The 16008-nt window shown below is 53.3% G+C and carries 13 protein-coding genes; 10 read left to right on the top strand and 3 right to left on the bottom strand.

What is annotated here, in order from left to right:
* Positions 1-15 precede the first annotated feature (15 nt).
* Positions 16-1248, bottom strand: coding sequence for an aminopeptidase (locus HYD27_RS03975; RefSeq protein ID WP_219211720.1), 1233 nt, complete (start codon positions 1246-1248; stop codon positions 16-18).
* Between the two features lie 204 nt (positions 1249-1452).
* Here HYD27_RS03975 and HYD27_RS03980 point away from each other — a divergent pair, with 204 nt between their 5' ends.
* Positions 1453-1740: a hypothetical protein gene (locus HYD27_RS03980; RefSeq protein ID WP_219211722.1), complete on the top strand. Its 288-nt coding sequence runs from the start codon at positions 1453-1455 to the stop codon at positions 1738-1740.
* 51 nt (positions 1741-1791) lie between these two features.
* On the opposite strand, the gene HYD27_RS03985 is transcribed toward HYD27_RS03980, so the two are convergent.
* Entirely contained in the window at positions 1792-3138 is a 1347-nt protein-coding gene (locus tag HYD27_RS03985; RefSeq protein WP_219211725.1) for a TrkH family potassium uptake protein, read from the bottom strand.
* Between the two features lie 150 nt (positions 3139-3288).
* On the opposite strand from HYD27_RS03985, the gene HYD27_RS03990 reads away from it, so the two are divergent.
* The gene (locus HYD27_RS03990) at positions 3289-3654 is read left to right on the top strand and encodes a VOC family protein (protein WP_219211727.1); all 366 of its coding nucleotides are present in this window, start codon (positions 3289-3291) and stop codon (positions 3652-3654) included.
* 97 nt (positions 3655-3751) lie between these two features.
* On the opposite strand, the gene HYD27_RS03995 is transcribed toward HYD27_RS03990, so the two are convergent.
* Entirely contained in the window at positions 3752-5074 is a 1323-nt protein-coding gene (locus HYD27_RS03995) for a hemolysin family protein (protein WP_219211729.1), read from the bottom strand.
* A gap of 115 nt (positions 5075-5189) precedes the next feature.
* Between HYD27_RS03995 and HYD27_RS04000 the strand changes: the two genes are divergently transcribed.
* From HYD27_RS04000 to HYD27_RS04035, 8 genes are all read left to right on the top strand, one after another.
* A complete protein-coding gene (locus tag HYD27_RS04000; RefSeq protein ID WP_219211731.1) occupies positions 5190-5957 on the top strand; it encodes a DUF1836 domain-containing protein in 768 nt (255 codons plus the stop codon).
* 82 nt (positions 5958-6039) lie between these two features.
* Positions 6040-7254: an MFS transporter gene (locus tag HYD27_RS04005; RefSeq protein WP_219211733.1), complete on the top strand. Its 1215-nt coding sequence runs from the start codon at positions 6040-6042 to the stop codon at positions 7252-7254.
* Between the two features lie 162 nt (positions 7255-7416).
* The gene (locus HYD27_RS04010; RefSeq protein WP_219211734.1) at positions 7417-9036 is read left to right on the top strand and encodes a TerB N-terminal domain-containing protein; all 1620 of its coding nucleotides are present in this window, start codon (positions 7417-7419) and stop codon (positions 9034-9036) included.
* A complete protein-coding gene (locus tag HYD27_RS04015) occupies positions 9033-10352 on the top strand; it encodes an ATP-binding protein (RefSeq protein ID WP_219211736.1) in 1320 nt (439 codons plus the stop codon). The genes HYD27_RS04010 and HYD27_RS04015 overlap by 4 nt, the downstream gene beginning before the upstream one ends.
* Entirely contained in the window at positions 10349-12550 is a 2202-nt protein-coding gene (locus HYD27_RS04020; protein WP_219211738.1) for a DEAD/DEAH box helicase, read from the top strand. Before HYD27_RS04015 ends, HYD27_RS04020 begins: the two co-directional genes overlap by 4 nt.
* Positions 12551-12721: 171 nt before the next feature.
* Positions 12722-14092 (top strand): extracellular solute-binding protein, encoded by a 1371-nt coding sequence (locus HYD27_RS04025; RefSeq protein WP_219211740.1) that lies wholly within the window; start codon positions 12722-12724, stop codon positions 14090-14092.
* Positions 14093-14221: 129 nt separating this feature from the next.
* Complete coding sequence (locus HYD27_RS04030) at positions 14222-15112, top strand: carbohydrate ABC transporter permease (protein WP_219211742.1); 891 nt, start codon at positions 14222-14224, stop codon at positions 15110-15112.
* A 17-nt stretch (positions 15113-15129) separates the two neighbouring features.
* Complete coding sequence (locus tag HYD27_RS04035) at positions 15130-15954, top strand: carbohydrate ABC transporter permease (RefSeq protein ID WP_219211744.1); 825 nt, start codon at positions 15130-15132, stop codon at positions 15952-15954.
* Positions 15955-16008 lie beyond the last annotated feature (54 nt).

A 16008-nucleotide genomic window follows, 5' to 3' on the forward strand; every position in this document is an offset into this window, starting at 1 on the left:
ATCTCCTGTTCTGCTTTAAAACGCCCAGTTCCCCTTCAGAAATACTGGCTCACGTGTACCGTCGTTGGCAATGCCGTAAATATCCATCTCCGGTGAGCCGATCATAAAATCGACGTGGGCAACACTTGTGTTCAGGCCGCGGGCAATCAGCTCCTCCTTGCTCATATCCTTGCCGCCTTCAAGACAGAAGGCATAGGCTGTGCCAATAGCCAGATGATTGGAGGCATTCTCATCGAACAGAGTATTGAAATACAGGATACCCGATTCGGAGATTGGTGATTTATGCGGAACAAGCGCAACCTCGCCGAGATATTTTGCCCCTTCATCCAGTCCAATAAGATATTCAAGCGCTTCCTGGCCTTGCTCGGCATGGACGCTGATGATCCGGCCCTGCTCAAAGGTAATCGAGAAGTTATCGATTATATTGCCTCCATAGCTGAGCGGCTTCGTGCTCCGGACGGTCCCGTTGACACCGGTCTTGAGCGGAGCAGTGAATACTTCTTCCGTTGGCATGTTGGCGACAAAAGAATGACCCTGGGCATTGATGCTGTCTCCCTGTGCCCACAGATGGCCTGCGGGCAGCTCGATGGTAAGGTCTGTGCCCGGTGCTATGTAATGAAGACTTTTATATTTTTTGGCGTTCAGGACATCGGCTTTTTGTTCAAGGGTATCCAAATGCTCCTGCCAGGCCGCTACCGGGTCTCCACGGTCCAGACGCACTGTGTGGAAAATCGCTTCCCAGAGCTTATCTACGCGCTCTTCCGCCGGAACGTCCGGGAATACTTTATCCGCCCATGCCTGTGAAGGAATAGCCACAATGCTCCAGCTGACCTTGTCGGACATTTGATACTCGCGGTATTTGGTCAGAGCGGCTCCGCGGGTTTTCTGGAAGTTCGCAATCCGCTCGGGATCAATGCCTTTGAGCGCATCCGGGTCCTCGGCGATGACATGGAGAAAGGCTGCGCCATTCTCGGCGAACTCGGTCAGCTCTCCGGCGAACCAGGTAGGCGCCTTTGTGAATACTTCCGGTGCGGCGTGCTCGAATTGCTGGCGTGTAATGAACTCGTCGCTCCAGTTGACCTTGACCTGGCTTGCGCCGATGGCATAGGCCTTGGCTGTAATGAGACGTACGAATTCCGCTGCCGAGACTGGCGCGCTCACGACCAGGATTTGTCCAGGCTGAATGTTAACACCAATTTGAACCGCCAAATCCGCATATTTACTAAGCTGGGCTTCCAGTTTGGTCATTGCGATTTCCTCCATTTACTGATAATTTAGTCTTTTATAGAACGGAGCTTGAGAGTGTTCTTCTCCATTTTCAAGTTCATATAGTATTAAATTATTAACCGCCGGATGAAAAAAGTCAATCAGTGTAGAGGGGGAAGGAATTGCGCCCATATCATGATATACTAAATCGTAGTCAGGATGAGATGGAAGAAGGAAGGAAAGAGCATGAACGTGGAAATTATAAGGGCAGAAATGAAACGCGAAGAAGATAGAAGCTACATCGGGAGAACGGTCTTCACACTTGAAAATCACGGCTCCCCCTATGAAATCACATTCTTCAGCAAACGCGGCACTGAATGGGATTACAGCCTGAGCTTTGCCGCCGAGCCGGGAAGCGAGGAGCAGTTCCTGGAAACCGATGCCTTGCTTGAAAATGATGATGATGTCTATAATCTGCTGCTGGATGCGGCACTGGATACCCAGGAGCTTCCGGAGGAGGCTGAGGAAGAGTAAAACAAACGCGACCGCTGTCGGCATAATTGCCGAAAAGGGTCGCATTTGTTTCTACCCGATTGTGATATTGCCTTCGGGGTAGCGGTAAAGCTCCTTGCTGTTCTTGGGCTTGAGCGCATAAGCCAGCGTCAGCGGACCTATCCGCCCGACGAACATCAGGATAATCACAAGTGCCTTGCCCATCGTTGTAAGCTCAGGTGTGAGCCCCATGGTGATGCCTGAGGTGCCGAAGGCGGAGACGGCTTCAAAGAGCACGGTCAGGAAGTCGGCGCTTTCGGTCACAGACAGCAGCATCGTGGCAGAGACAACGAGCATGAGTGAGAGCAGGGTCATGGTGATTGCCCTGTATACATTTTCTTTGGAAATCCGGTGGCGGAACATGACGATGTCCTCTCTGCCCCGGATCTTGGCGTAAGCTGTACTGGCCAGAATCGCGAAGGTGGTGATTTTGATTCCCCCGCCGGTAGAACCGGGGGCCGCGCCGATGAACATGAGCAGGATCATCAGGAACTGGGTGGATTCGCGCAGCAGCGGAATCTCGATGGTCGTAACACCGCCGGAGCGCGGAGTAATTGCCTGCAGGAAGGAAGCCATGATTTTGCCGCCGGCATGCAGCGGCTTCAGAGTGGAATTCAGCTCCAGCCAGAAAAAGACCGCTGCCCCGCCCAGAATCAGGACAGCCGATGTCGAAAGCACGACTTTGGAATGCAGGGTCAGCCGTTTGCGCTTGGGATAGTCAATCACATCGGACAGGACGATAAAACCGATCCCGCCCAGAAATATAAGCAGCATGGAGGTGATATTCACAATGGGATCTTCGGCATACCGTGTAAGGCCGCTGAAGGGGCCGTGGATATCTCCAAAAAGATCAAAACCTGCATTATTAAAGATTGAGATGCTATGGAACAAACCATAATACATCGCTTTGCCAAATGGCATATCCAGTGTAAATCTGGCCGCGAGAAGTATGGCTCCGCTGAGCTGGATGACCAGTGAATAGAGCAGCACCCGCTGAATCAGCCGGACAATCCCCTGCATTGAATTCTGGTTCATGGACTCCTGCAGCAGCAGCCGTTCCTTCAGTGAGATCCGTTTGTTAAGCACCAGTGTAATCAAGGTTGCCATGGTTACGAATCCCAGGCCTCCGAACTGGAACAGTACCAGCAGCACGATTTGTCCGAATACGGTGAGCTGCGTCCCGGTGTCAATCACGGCAAGACCTGTAACACAGGTTGCTGAAGTCGCCATGAACAAAGCGTCAATGAAGGAAATTCTCTCCCCGGTGGATGCCGCAGGCAGGCATAGCAGGAGTGCTCCTGCGGCGATCAGCAGTATAAATCCAAGCGACAATATTTTGGGCGGTGTCAGTCTTTGCTGCCCGAAGGGTACGATAGCCAAATTTCATTCTCCTGACGTCTGAAGATAATCTGACAAGATTATACCATATCTTCATATCCGTCCACTAAAGGGGCAGGGAAATGACATATTTTATCGAAATGGTTAAGTGGTTCAATTATTTTGGAGTTTCATAGAGGAGGCATACTGGCTGTGACAAGTCCGATTCTGAATCAGATTGGTGCTGTTTTCATTCCGGTGAGTGATATTGAAAGGTCGAAAAATTGGTATTGCAGCTTGCTGGGACTTCCCCAGGACGGCGAAGTGCTGTTTGGACATCTTTACGTTATTCCTATGCAAGGCCCGGGCATTGTGCTGGACAGCAGGATTTTCACAGTCGAGGCTGTGCTGAAGGTTCCTTCTTTCCAACTGAACACTGAGGATATTGGCGCCGCCTATGATTTTGTCAAAGAATCGGGAGCAGAGCTGCTGACCGACATTGAGCATGATCACTGGTTCAACTTCAAGGACCCGGACGGGAATGTATTGATGGTCTGCCGAAAAGAAACCGAATTATAATTAACTTCATTAATTATTTATGGAATTAATAAATCTGTAAAAGCCAAACGGCGCTCCGCAATGGGAGCGCCGTTTGGCAATATTCATGGACGTATAATTATTGCGGCTCCGGGGCCGGATCTTCAGTTCCCGGCTGGGCTATTTCAATCTCCACCTTGCGGATGCGGTGACGGTTCATTTCCAGGACAGTCAGCGTCACATGCTCTTGAGTGATACTTTTGCCCACCGCAGGCTCTTCCAGATGGCTGTACAGCCATCCTCCGATCGTGGTCACCTCATCGTCGTGCAGATCGAGACCCGTCAGCTCCTTAATCTCCAGGACAGAGACATTGCCGTCAAATAAATAATGGAAATCGCTCAGTTTTTCGATATTGCGGCGTTCGTCCCCATCGAATTCATCCCGGATTTCCCCGACAATCTCTTCAAGGATGTCCTCGATGGTAATCAGGCCGGAGGTTCCGCCATATTCATCCAGCAGCAGGGCGATATGCACACGCTCTTTCTGCATACGGGTCAGCAGTGTTTTGACCGGAGTGACCTCAGAAACAGTCAGGATCGGCAGAATCAGGCTTTTGAAATCAAAATCCGGATTGTTGTCGTACTGCAGGTAGAGCTGTTTGGTGTTGATCATCCCGATGATATTGTCTTTACTGCCGTCAGCCACAGGGAAGCGGGTGTACTGCTCCTTGCGGATGATTTCAAAATTCTCTTTCAAAGTATGGTTGGTGAAGAGGCAAACCATGTCCGTCCGCGGCACCATAATCTCTTTGGCCAGCATTTCATCGAAGGTAAAGATACGGTTCACATATCCATATTCAGCTTTGTTGATTTTGCCGCTCTCATAGCTCTCGGAGAGGATCAGACGAATCTCGTCTTCGCTATGCGCATCGCCATGCTCGCTCGCGGGCTTCATCCCGAACAAGCTGACCAGCAGGTTGGCGGAACCGTTCATCAGCCATATCAGAGGGTATAAAATTTTGTAGAACCAAATAATCAGCGGTGAGGTAATTTGACCGATTTTTTCCGGAATATTGATAGCGGCTGTCTTTGGAGCAAGCTCGCCGACTACGACATGCAGGAATGTGGCAATAATGAATGCCAGAGCAAATGCAATGGGCTCACTGACACTGTGGCTGATATCCGCCAGATCGAATAACGGCATCAGAAGCTGCTCAAACGCAGGCTCTGCCAACGCCCCGATCCCCAGTGCTGTAATTGTGATCCCGAGCTGGCAGGCGGACAGATAGCCGTCAAGGTTGGCAGCAACCCGCTGCACCGCCAGGGCATTCTTCTTGCCGTCAAGCACCATTTGGCTTACCTGGCTGCCTCTCAGCCGTACCACTGCAAATTCCGTCGCTACAAAAAATGCCGTTAAAACGATCAAAATTGCCACAAGCGTCAAACTAAGTCCTATACCCATATAATCTTTACCATCCCTCTCGTCGTTAAAATAGGTTATACTCATATTATGAGTTCATGTGAACTCATTGTACGAACTTTTCCGGAGAAAATCAAATGGCGAAGGGGTGCCATATATGGAAGCTTTTACACTCAGCCGGATTGAGATGTCCCAGCTGCTGCTGTCCCTGAAAGGAGCTGTGGAACGGAAGCCGCTGCATATCCTGCAGGACGCGTGGTCCAAATTTCATCCTGAAGAGGCGGAGAGGGGCGCTTCGCTCCCGGCTTTTCTATCCACGGAGATTCCTCCCATCCTGCAAAAGCTTATCAAAGGCGGCAGCGTAAAAGGGCTGTCACTCGGAGAAATCGCCACACTGGGCCACCTGATTGAGTATTCTACATTATCTTCCACTTCTATGCAGAACTGGGTAAAACGCGACTTCAAGGAATATCTGGGCTCGCCCAGGGAGGGCAAAAAATATTCGTTCAACCAGGCCGCGCTTTTATTTATGATCGATGATCTGAAGGCCTCGCTGGACTTTGAGAGTATCCGGCATCTGTTCCGGATGCTCTTCCTGGCGCCGGAGCGCGACGATGACGATTTGGTGGAACCGGCGCAGCTGTATCTCGCCTATGCGGAGCTGTTCGAAGAGATTAAAAACAGTCCAGTGACGCCAGTCCTGGGCATTGCCGACCGGAGTGCGCAGCAGGCTTATTCCACGAAGGCGGACAAGGTGCTTAAGGTTTCACTGGGAAATATGATGCTGCGGTTGAATCATTTGACCAAATCCCAGCGGCATGCCGTGCGGAATATGCTGATGATTGCCGCCATCTCTGTGCAGACCTGCTATTTTCAGGCATTGGCCCGGCAATACTGCAATGCAGCGTTATTCCTTGATTTTTGAACACGGCAAACATAGAATGTGTATGTGAACAAGGAATTAAAACCATGTTGATTAGCCGGAGTCAGGGAAGAGGTGCAAAAGGATGAATAATATGTCGCTGCTGCAGAATCCTAAGCAAAGAAAGCTGCTGTTCAGTGCAGGCCTGAGCTGGATGTTTGACGCGATGGATGTGGGAATGATTTCTTTTGTGGTTGCGGCGCTCGCCAAGGAATGGAGCCTCGGACCGGAAAAAATCGGATATTTGACCAGCATTAACTCGATAGGCATGGCGGTGGGTGCAGCCGCGGCAGGCATTCTTGCCGACCGTTTTGGCCGCAAATCGGTGCTGCTGTGGACATTGCTGATCTTCTCGCTGGCCAGCGGGTTATCGGCTTTTGCCGCCGGGTACGCCATGCTCTGTGTATTGCGCTTTATAGCCGGCTTTGGTCTTGGCGGAGAGCTGCCTGTAGCCTCGACTCTGGTCTCGGAGAGTATGCCTGTCAAGGAAAGGGGCCGGGCGGTTGTGCTGCTGGAAAGCTTCTGGGCGGTGGGCTGGATCCTCTCGGCGCTGATCGCTTATTTTGTCATTCCGGATTACGGCTGGAGAGTAGCCTTTGCCATCGGCGCGGTTCCTGCACTCTATGCGCTGTACTTGCGGCGGGCCATAGATGATTCTCCCCGCTTTGCGGAGATCAAGAAGAACGCACCCGTACCCTTGCGCAGCCGTATTGCCACGGTCTGGTCCGCGGAATACCGCCGTTCGACGGTTATGCTCTGGATCTTATGGTTTACGGTGGTCTTTTCCTATTACGGCATGTTTCTGTGGCTGCCTACGGTCATGGTCATCAAGGGCTTCAGTCTCGTCAAAAGCTTTGAGTATGTGCTGATTATGACGCTGGCACAGCTCCCGGGCTACTTCACGGCCGCTTATTTCATCGAGAAATTCGGCCGCAAATTTGTGCTTGTCATTTATCTGCTGCTCACTGCGGTCAGTGCCGCCTGGTTCGGGAATTCAACCACCGAGGGCATGCTGATGGCTGCCGGAATCTGCCTGTCGTTTTTTAATCTTGGCGCTTGGGGCGGCATGTATGCCTATACACCGGAGCTTTATCCCACCGCCATTCGCTCAACGGGGGCAGGCCTTGCGACTTCCTTTGGCCGGATTGGCGGGATTATCGCACCTACGCTGGTAGGCGTTATGGTCGGCAATGAGATCGGGATCGGATCAATCTTCATGCTGTTTTTTGTGACGATTATTATCGGCGCTCTGGCCGTGCTCTTCCTGGGCAAGGAAACGAAAGGGCTTGAGGTGGGCTAGGGGACCAATCTTCAATGACATGCTTGATGTTCGTCCGTCAGGAATGCTAATATTAGTAGTAAGATGCAGACAGCTTTTTATATTACCAGGAGAACACAAACGGTTCCTTCACTTCTGTGAACAGGACCGTTTTTTCGTAAGAACGGAATCGGGGTGAGATACTTGAGCAGAGACGGGAAGCAGCTGCATTTCACGGAGCTGGTGTGGGAGAGCACAGAGCAGAATCTTCCGATTCCTCCGCGCGATCCGGCAGAGGCCGGGGTTCCCAAGCTTCCAACGGCCAAACCAAAGAAGAAGGCTCCGAAGGAAGCTGCCGTACAGCTTCAGCTATGGGACATGGAGGAGACACAGGAGCCGGCAACGACAACGGAGAGCCAGTTTGTGGCGCGGGCACGAGAGCTTGCGGATCACAAGGAACCGGCGGCGCTGTTCGTTCCGTTCAAGAGCTATTGGCCGACCTATGGGCATATGACGGGGGCGCAGGGCAGATGGTATTTCTTCTGGCGGGATGAAGTCAGACAGGGCAGGTATCCGAAGACGGATCTGTCTTATATCTTTTTGCATGTCTACGAGCTGATTAACGGTGTGGGCTGGGACGAGCCCCGGGAGGGATACCGGCAGCTGAATTTGTTGTGGGAAGCTTACCGGGATCAGTACAAAAGGCTGGATCAGTATCTTGGAGGGTGGATTGCGGATTTCTCGTTCGTGCATCATTTGGAGATTCCGCTATCGGACATTGCCGCCCGCTCACGCGGTCTTGCCGGTGATCTGGCTGAGCTTGAGCTGATGCGCTGCCTGTCTGCTGCGCCGGAGCAGCTGTCCTTTGAAGTCCTGACCGTGATGTCGGATTATGATATAAGCAAATCCAAATTCTATACAGGTGAAGGCCAAGCGGCAGCGGAACGTTATATCCCGCAGGTGGTTGCGCTGATTGACGCTTACGTGGCCCGCAAGCATGGCTTGAATCTGATTGGAATGTTCCAGCCGGGTCCGGCGGTGGTCCGGGAGCGGTACCTGTTCCGCAGTGCCGTGTATGATATCTCTTTGTACGGTTATTCCGTACTCGTGCCTGTAGTGCGGATCAGCAAATCGCCCCCGCTGCGCAGTCTGATCACCCGGCTGTTCCGGCTGACGGAAAATAAGCTCCGTGCGCTGGTGGGCTACCGGGGCAGACTGAAGGATGTTAAGGTTGATGCCGATATGGATGAGCTGGTCACCCGTTTCCTGCAGCGCGAATTCCGCAAGGCAGAGCAGAAGGAAAAGGGGCCGGCGGTTGTCATCGATGACAGGAAGCTGCAGCAGCTCCAGAGCGATTCCGAAGTCGTGCGCACGCTGCTCACGGTTGAAGAGACTGAGGAGCTTGAGGAACGGCGGATGGCGGAAGAGGACTCAGCCGGGCGCACCCGGATTCCGGCAAAGGCGGGGCATGGAGATCAAGCGGCTGATCCAGCCGTGGCTGAGGCGGATTCGGAGCCGGCAGCCGGGGGCTCAAAAGCGGCTGGGGCCGCACATGCCGTTGACAGCGCTCCGGCGCACTGGCAGCAATTCGCCGCCGCGCTGACTCCGCTTGAGCGGGCTGTAGTCCAAGCTCTTGCCGAAGGCAAAGGAAGTGCAGCGGTTCAGGAGCTGGCTGCAGCCGGTGGAACGATGGCAGAGCTGCTGTTCGACGGAATCAACGAGACTGCCATGGATCTGCTGGGGGATTTGCTGATCGACGAAGAACAGCTGAACGAGGAATTTGTGCCGATGCTGCAATACTTGGGTGGGGTGAATGATCGATGAGTGAACTTAGAATACCGAAACGGATGACCACTGCGCTTGTGAACTCACTGACTGCGGGTGTGGTGCCGCGTATCGGTCTGGAGCATATTGCCGTTGGCCGCAGACCCGAGGTTGAAGCCATTCTCCGGGATATGGAAAATATTGCAGAAGGCGGTGCCGCCTTCAAGCTGATTACCGGCAAATTCGGCAGCGGCAAAAGCTTCCTGCTGCAGATTATCCGCAACTACGCCATGGACCGGGACTTTATCGTGGCGGATGCCGACCTGTCTCCGGAGCGCAGGCTGGTTGGAACCAGGGGGCAGGGCCTCGCCACCTACCGTGAGCTGATGAGCCGCCTCTCCACGCGCACACGTCCCGATGGCGGAGCGCTGGAGATCATACTCCAGAAGTGGATTGTTACCCTACAGCAGGCGGTAATGCAGGAGAAGGGCTATGGCCCGGACGCTCCGCAGCTTGGTGAAGAGGTCGAACAGAGGATTTATACGGTGGCTTCAGAAATGCGCGGGCTTGTACACGGATTTGATTTTGCCAAAGTACTGGCGGCTTATTGGAACGGCCATAAGCTTGCCGATGATGGGCTGAAGCAGGACTCCCTGCGCTGGCTGCGCGGCGAGTTCGCTACCCGTACCGAGGCGCGGAAGGCGCTTGGCGTAGGTGTTATCATCGACGATGACAACTGGTATGACTATATGAAGCTGTGGGCTGAGTTCGCAGGCAGCATTGGCTATAAGGGGCTGCTGCTGTTCATTGATGAAGGTGTGAATCTGTATAAGATCGTAAGCAGCATCTCGCGCCAGAGCAACTACGAGAAGCTGCTGACCATGTTCAACGATACTATGCAGGGCAAGGCGGAGCGCCTCGGCATCTTCATTGGGGGGACACCGCAATTCGTCGAAGACAGCCGCCGCGGGCTGTTCAGCTATGAAGCGCTGCGGTCGCGGCTGGTAGCCGGACGTTATGCCGGGGCGGGGCTGAACAATTATACCGGGCCGATTATTGCGCTGGATATGCTGTCCCATGAGGAAATCCTGGTGCTGCTGCAGAAGCTGCGGGATATTCATGCCCTTCATTATGGCTATGAAGCAAGACTGACCCAGGAGCAGCTTGTACATTTCATGGAAGAGGCCGCAGGGCGGTTGGGTGCGGATGAGCTGCTCACCCCGCGTGAGGTTGTGCGCGATTTCATGGATCTGCTGCATACCCTGCACCAGCATCCGGAAATATCGTTCGAGAAGCTCGTAGGCGAGCGGCCCGGCAGGCCTGCCGGGTCCGAGACGAACGAGCTGGATGGATTTCTGGCGGAGTTTGACCTATGAGCGACAACCCGTTTTACAGGCTGGCTCCATTTATTAAAGAGTTCATCTATAAGAACCGCTGGGAGACGCTGCGTGAAGCCCAGGTGGATGCCTGCCGTGTGCTGCTTCATACGCCGAATCATCTGCTGATTGCTTCCGGGACGGCTTCGGGCAAGACAGAAGCGGCTTTCTTTCCGGCGCTTACCCAGTTATATGAAGATCCATCCGCCTCCGTGGGCATTCTCTATATTGCACCGCTTAAGGCGCTGATCAATGACCAGTTCACCCGGCTGAATGACTTGCTGCGCGAAGGGAATATTCCGGTCTGGCATTGGCATGGCGATGTGCCGCAGGCAGACAAAACGAAGCTGATGCAGAACCCTTCCGGTGTGCTGCAGATTACCCCGGAATCGCTGGAGGGTCTGCTGATGAACCGCCCGAACGCCATTCCGGCGCTGTTCCACGATCTTCGCTTCATTATAGTTGATGAGGTGCATGCCTTCATGGGGGCGGACCGCGGCATTCAGGTGCTGAGCCAGCTGGCGCGGATCTCGCGCATGGCCGGCTGCCGCCCGCGCCGGATCGGGCTGTCCGCCACACTGAGCGATTATGCCTCCGTTACGGAGTGGCTGGCCGCGGGCACCCGCGAGAGCGTGGAGGTCTCCGCGCCCCAGGGAGGGCGCAAGCTGCGCCTCAGCGTGGAGCATTTTTCTTTTCCGGATGCGCGGGACGAAGTGCAGGCCGAGCAGCTGGAGCGGGCGCGCCAGGCGTATTATGGCTTCATTTATGACCATACGCATCTGAAGAAAGCGCTCATCTTCACCAACAGCCGTACGGATGCCGAGGAGGCGATCCTGGAGATGCGGAGAACCGCTGCCAAGCGCGGCGAGCGCGATGTGTTCCATGTGCATCACGGAAGCATTTCCGCGATGCTTCGTGAAGAGACGGAGGCTGCGCTCCGTCAGGGTCCCGGCCCGGCGGTGGCAGCGGCCACGCTGACGCTGGAGCTGGGCATTGACCTTGGCGAGCTGGAGCGCGTGCTGCAGCTCGGTGCGCCGTACAGCTGCGCGAGCTTCGTGCAGCGGCTGGGGCGCTCCGGGCGGCGCGGCGATGCCGCCTCGGAGATGATCTTCGTCACGCCGGAGGAGGAGGACGAGGAAGCCCAGCTCCCCGCGCGGATGCCGTGGACGCTGCTGCGGGCCATCGCGGTCATCGAGCTGTATGTGCGCGAGAAATGGGTCGAGCCGCTGGTCGTGCGCCGGCTTCCGGCGGGGCTGCTGTACCATCAGACCATGAGCATTCTGAAGAGCATGGGGGAAGCGGAGCCGGAGGAGCTGAAGGCGGCAGTGCTGGGCCTGCCGTCCTTCCAGCAGATCGAGCCGGCGGATTATGATGCTTTTATGGAATACATGATCGGCATGGGCCATATCGAGACCCTGGAGGAAGGCAGCCTGCTCATCGGTCTGGCGGGGGAGAAGATCGTCAATAACTTCCGCTTCTATGCGGTATTCAAAGACGATGAGGAGCATGTGGTATATAACGGCACAGAGGAAATCGGTTCGATTACCACAGTGCCGCCTCCGGGGTATTGCTTCACCCTGGCCGGCAGGCTGTGGAAGGTGGAAGAGGTCGACAACCGCCACAAGGCGGTATATGTCAAAGGCTCGCGAGGCAAGGTAGACACCTTGTGGCTTGGCGCGGGCGGAGATGTGCACACCCGTATTATGGCAAAGATCCGTGAAGTGCTGGGGGCTACGTCACTGTACCCTTACCTGGCGCCGAGCGCGGCGGCAAGATTGGAGCGGGCCCGCCGTCTGGCCAGGGAGAGCGGACTGCTTACGCATTCCGTGCTTCCGGCAGGCGGAGATTCCATGTTCATCCTGCCGTGGGCGGGCAGCAGGCAATTCCGGACGCTGGAGCGGCTGCTGAAGAATAACCTGAAGGGACCGCTGGGACTCCGCTCAGTCGTGCCGATGGAGCCTTATTATATGGTGGTCGCCGGGAAGGCGGATGCGCAGACGCTGGAGCAGGAGATCATCGCCGAGGCGGGCGCGGCTTCCAACCCGATCGCTCTCCTGGGTCCCGATGAAGCGCCGTACCTCGGCAAATACGACGAATTCATTCCCCACGAGCTGCTGCGCAAAGCTTTTTCCCTCGACGGGCTGGATGTTCCGGGGCTGGTAGAGGTGCTGAAGCAGTGGAACAGGACAGAATACTAAGAAAACTAAACCCTGAGACTCCCGCTGCCCAATGCCGGGGTCTTTTTTTGCTGTTCAGGAAATTATGTAATATATCTAGAAAAAACAAACCTTATTTCTGTAGTTCCCACCTTGTTGGAAGCGCTTAAGCAGAAGATAATTAACCTATCACGAACACAGGGGGCATCGTTAATGGTCAACAGAAAAATGAAAACGACATTCACCGTCGCACTAACCGCAGCAATGGCATTAAGCGTAGCGGCATGCGGCAATTCGAACGGCAACAGCAAGAACAACGCGGCATCCAACGCAGCACCGGGCAGCACCAACAGCGGGGCAGCAGCGGGCACCACCAATAGTGACAAGAAGGTCACGATCACCTTCCAGAACATCTATCCGGACCCCTCCACGCCTTCGTACAAAATGGTGCACGAGCTGAAAGACCAGTACGAGAAGGAGCATCCTAACGTAACGATTGAACTGGATACTTTGAACACCGACCAGCAAAAAGTAAAACTGAAAACACAAGCAGCCTCCAAAGAAGTCCCGGACATCACGATTGTTAATCCGGCCGCACAAATGAAACCGTTTGTGGATGCCGGATTGTTCGCTCCGCTCAACGACATGCTGGATCAAAACGGGTTGAAGGATACTTACCAGGCAGGTCTGCTGGATTACTACAGCTTTGACGGCAATGTATACGCTTTACCGGACGGCAACAACATTGAGGTTGTGTACTACAACAAAGATTTGTTCGCTCAGGCTGGAATTGAGAACATACCGACAACCTTTGATGAATTGCTTCAGGATGTAAAGCTCCTCAAAGATAAGGGCATTACCCCGCTGGCAATCGGTGAAAAGGACTCCTGGACAGGCTCCTTCCTGTTCATGAACATTCTGCTCCGCACCAATGGCGGCCCCGGCTTCCTGCAAGATGTTGTGGACGGCAAGAAAACCTTTGAGGATCCTGCCTTTACTGAAGCGGTAGATGCCTTCCAGCAGCTGGTTGCCGCCGGCGCATTCCCTGACGGCGCCACTTCCATCGATGCCAATGCCGGCGGGAACATCTTCAAATCCGGCAAAGCAGCGATGTGGGTAATCGGTACATGGGAAACAGGAGCCATTGACGCTTCTTCCGTAGCCGGCAAAGTTGGAGCCTTCCAATTCCCTACCGTGAACGGCAAAGGCGATCCAAATGAATTCATGCTTGCACCGGGCAGCGCGTTTGCGGTATCCGCGAACAGCGAGCACCTGCAGGAAACCAAAGATTTCCTCAACTTCTTCGCCTCGAATTATCCGCAAAAGCAATTTGAGCTGAAGAACGCAGTAGGTCTGGGACAAAAAGTAGACGGCGACCTGAAAGCAGCCGGCTACTCTGATCTGGCCATCACGGTTGCCGGTCTGTTCAACCAAGTCAAAGGCGGCGACCTGGCATTCGATAACACGATGAATCCGGCAACGGCGCAGGTTCACCTGAGCAGCATCCAAAACCTGTTCGTGCAAAAAATGGATTCCGCCGCAGTAGCCAAGGAACATCAAACTGCATTTGAAGCCAATAAATAAGTAATTAATTGAAGCACAGTTTCTCTAATCGATGCGAAGCGGCTGACCAAGGCTTCTTCGCATCGAATTTATAAAGAAGCCCCGGAGTGTAAATAGACAAAGAATCTGCTTGTTTAGGAGGCGGGAAAGATGAAAGTACTTAAGGTGCCAGCACGCACAATAGCCGTCTTCGTATTGCCATGTCTGCTCTTGTATGTGTGCCTTGTGTTCATCCCCATACTGGTTTCATTGTATACTGGCTTGCTGAAGTGGGACGGCCTCTCTTCTGCGCAATTTATCGGATTCGGCAATTTTAAGGATATGTTCTTCAATGATCCGGTGTTTTGGCCGTCTGTTAGAAGAACTCTGCTCTACGCTGTAGCTTCCATGCTGGAAATTCCTCTTTGCCTGGGCATGGCCATTCTGCTTAACCGTTATGTAAGAAGGGGAAACACACTGGTGTCGATCTACTTCACACCGGTTATTCTGTCAGTCGTAATTATTGGACAACTGTGGAAGACAATCTATAACCCGGCTTCCATGGGCGGCATGCTCAACGGTGTTCTGATTTCACTGGGACTGGACAGCTGGACACACAACTGGCTGACCGAGCCTAAGATTGCCATGTTTGCCCTTTATCTTGTATCCCTATGGCAGTTCTTCGGTTATCATCTGCTGATTCAGTATACAGGCGTACAGAACATTCCGGATGAGCTTTATGAAGCGGCAAAAATCGACGGGGCGGATGGTTTCAAGGCGGATCGCTACATTACACTTCCGCTGATCGTTCCGATCTTCAAAATATCGATTGTACTGGCATTTATCGGCTCCCTGCAGGCCTTCGATCTGGTCATGGTTATGACTGGAGGCGGTCCGGCACATGCTACCGATGTAATTTCCACACATATGTACAACAGCTCGTTTATGTCCTTCAAATATGGCTATGGCAGTGCGATTGCCACTTTCCTGGTTGTGGTCTGCCTGGTCTTCACCGGATTCATCAATACCATCTTTAATAAACTCGAGAGAAAATTCAATTAGGAAAGGAGTGCGCGATCATGCGAAAATTCAAAAAAGGAATCGTGTATCTTCTTTTTGCAATTCCTGTGGTGACCCAACTGTATCCGCTGCTCTGGCTGGTGCTGTATTCCCTGAAGACCAATGAAGAGATTATGGACGGCAGCTTCTTTTCCTTCCCTAAGTCCTTTCAATGGCATAACTACAGCGAGGCCTATACGTCAGGGAGCTATTTGAAGTATTTGTCCAACAGTGTGTTCGTTACAGCCATTACGATGATTTGCGTTATCGTGCTGGCGGCAATGGTTGCCTACGCCATCTCGCGGTTCCGCTGGAAGTATGCCAACGTCGTAATGACCATCTTCCTGATGGGGATGATGATTCCGATGCAGGCGACGCTGCTGCCGCTGATGATTATTTTCAAAAACATCCATATTCTTAACACGCACCTGTCGCTGATCCTGCCTTACATTGCGTTCTCTACGCCGATTGCCGTGTTTATTCTTTCCGGGTTCATGAGGGATATTCCCCATGAAATCGAGGAATCGGCATTCATCGACGGAGCGAGTGTATACCGGATTTTCCGCAGTATTATTCTTCCGGTTTCGGTTCCGCCCGTCATGACTGTATGCATTCTGACCTTTATCAACATTTGGAACGAGTACATTTTGGCGGCAACCTTTATTTCATCCGAGAGATTAAAAACCCTGCCATTCGGAGTATACACCTTCGTCAGCCAATATTCGGTCAATTATGGCAACATCGGGGCATTCCTGGTTATGGGCGCGCTGCCGGTGATCCTGATCTACTTCTTCCTGTCCAACAAGATTACCAAGGGCATGGTGGCAGGAGCGGTCAAAGGCTAATCAACGTTGCAAATGAAATTACGATGGAATTATAATAAGGAACGGCAGGACAAG

The organism is Paenibacillus sp. S150, from assembly GCF_019352175.1.
Classification (GTDB): Bacteria; Bacillota; Bacilli; order Paenibacillales; family Paenibacillaceae; genus Paenibacillus_AQ.

What these genes read in the sequence shown, in the direction of transcription:
- HYD27_RS03975 (WP_219211720.1), bottom strand. Translation starts at nt 1,248, where the DNA reads ATGACCAAACTGGAAGCCCAGCTTAGTAAATATGCGGATTTGGCGGTT.
- HYD27_RS03980 (WP_219211722.1), top strand. Translation starts at nt 1,453, where the DNA reads ATGAACGTGGAAATTATAAGGGCAGAAATGAAACGCGAAGAAGATAGA.
- HYD27_RS03995 (WP_219211729.1), bottom strand. Translation starts at nt 5,074, where the DNA reads ATGGGTATAGGACTTAGTTTGACGCTTGTGGCAATTTTGATCGTTTTA.
- HYD27_RS04000 (WP_219211731.1), top strand. Translation starts at nt 5,190, where the DNA reads ATGGAAGCTTTTACACTCAGCCGGATTGAGATGTCCCAGCTGCTGCTG.
- HYD27_RS04005 (WP_219211733.1), top strand. Translation starts at nt 6,040, where the DNA reads ATGAATAATATGTCGCTGCTGCAGAATCCTAAGCAAAGAAAGCTGCTG.
- HYD27_RS04015 (WP_219211736.1), top strand. Translation starts at nt 9,033, where the DNA reads ATGAGTGAACTTAGAATACCGAAACGGATGACCACTGCGCTTGTGAAC.
- HYD27_RS04020 (WP_219211738.1), top strand. Translation starts at nt 10,349, where the DNA reads ATGAGCGACAACCCGTTTTACAGGCTGGCTCCATTTATTAAAGAGTTC.
- HYD27_RS04025 (WP_219211740.1), top strand. Translation starts at nt 12,722, where the DNA reads ATGGTCAACAGAAAAATGAAAACGACATTCACCGTCGCACTAACCGCA.
- HYD27_RS04030 (WP_219211742.1), top strand. Translation starts at nt 14,222, where the DNA reads ATGAAAGTACTTAAGGTGCCAGCACGCACAATAGCCGTCTTCGTATTG.
- HYD27_RS04035 (WP_219211744.1), top strand. Translation starts at nt 15,130, where the DNA reads ATGCGAAAATTCAAAAAAGGAATCGTGTATCTTCTTTTTGCAATTCCT.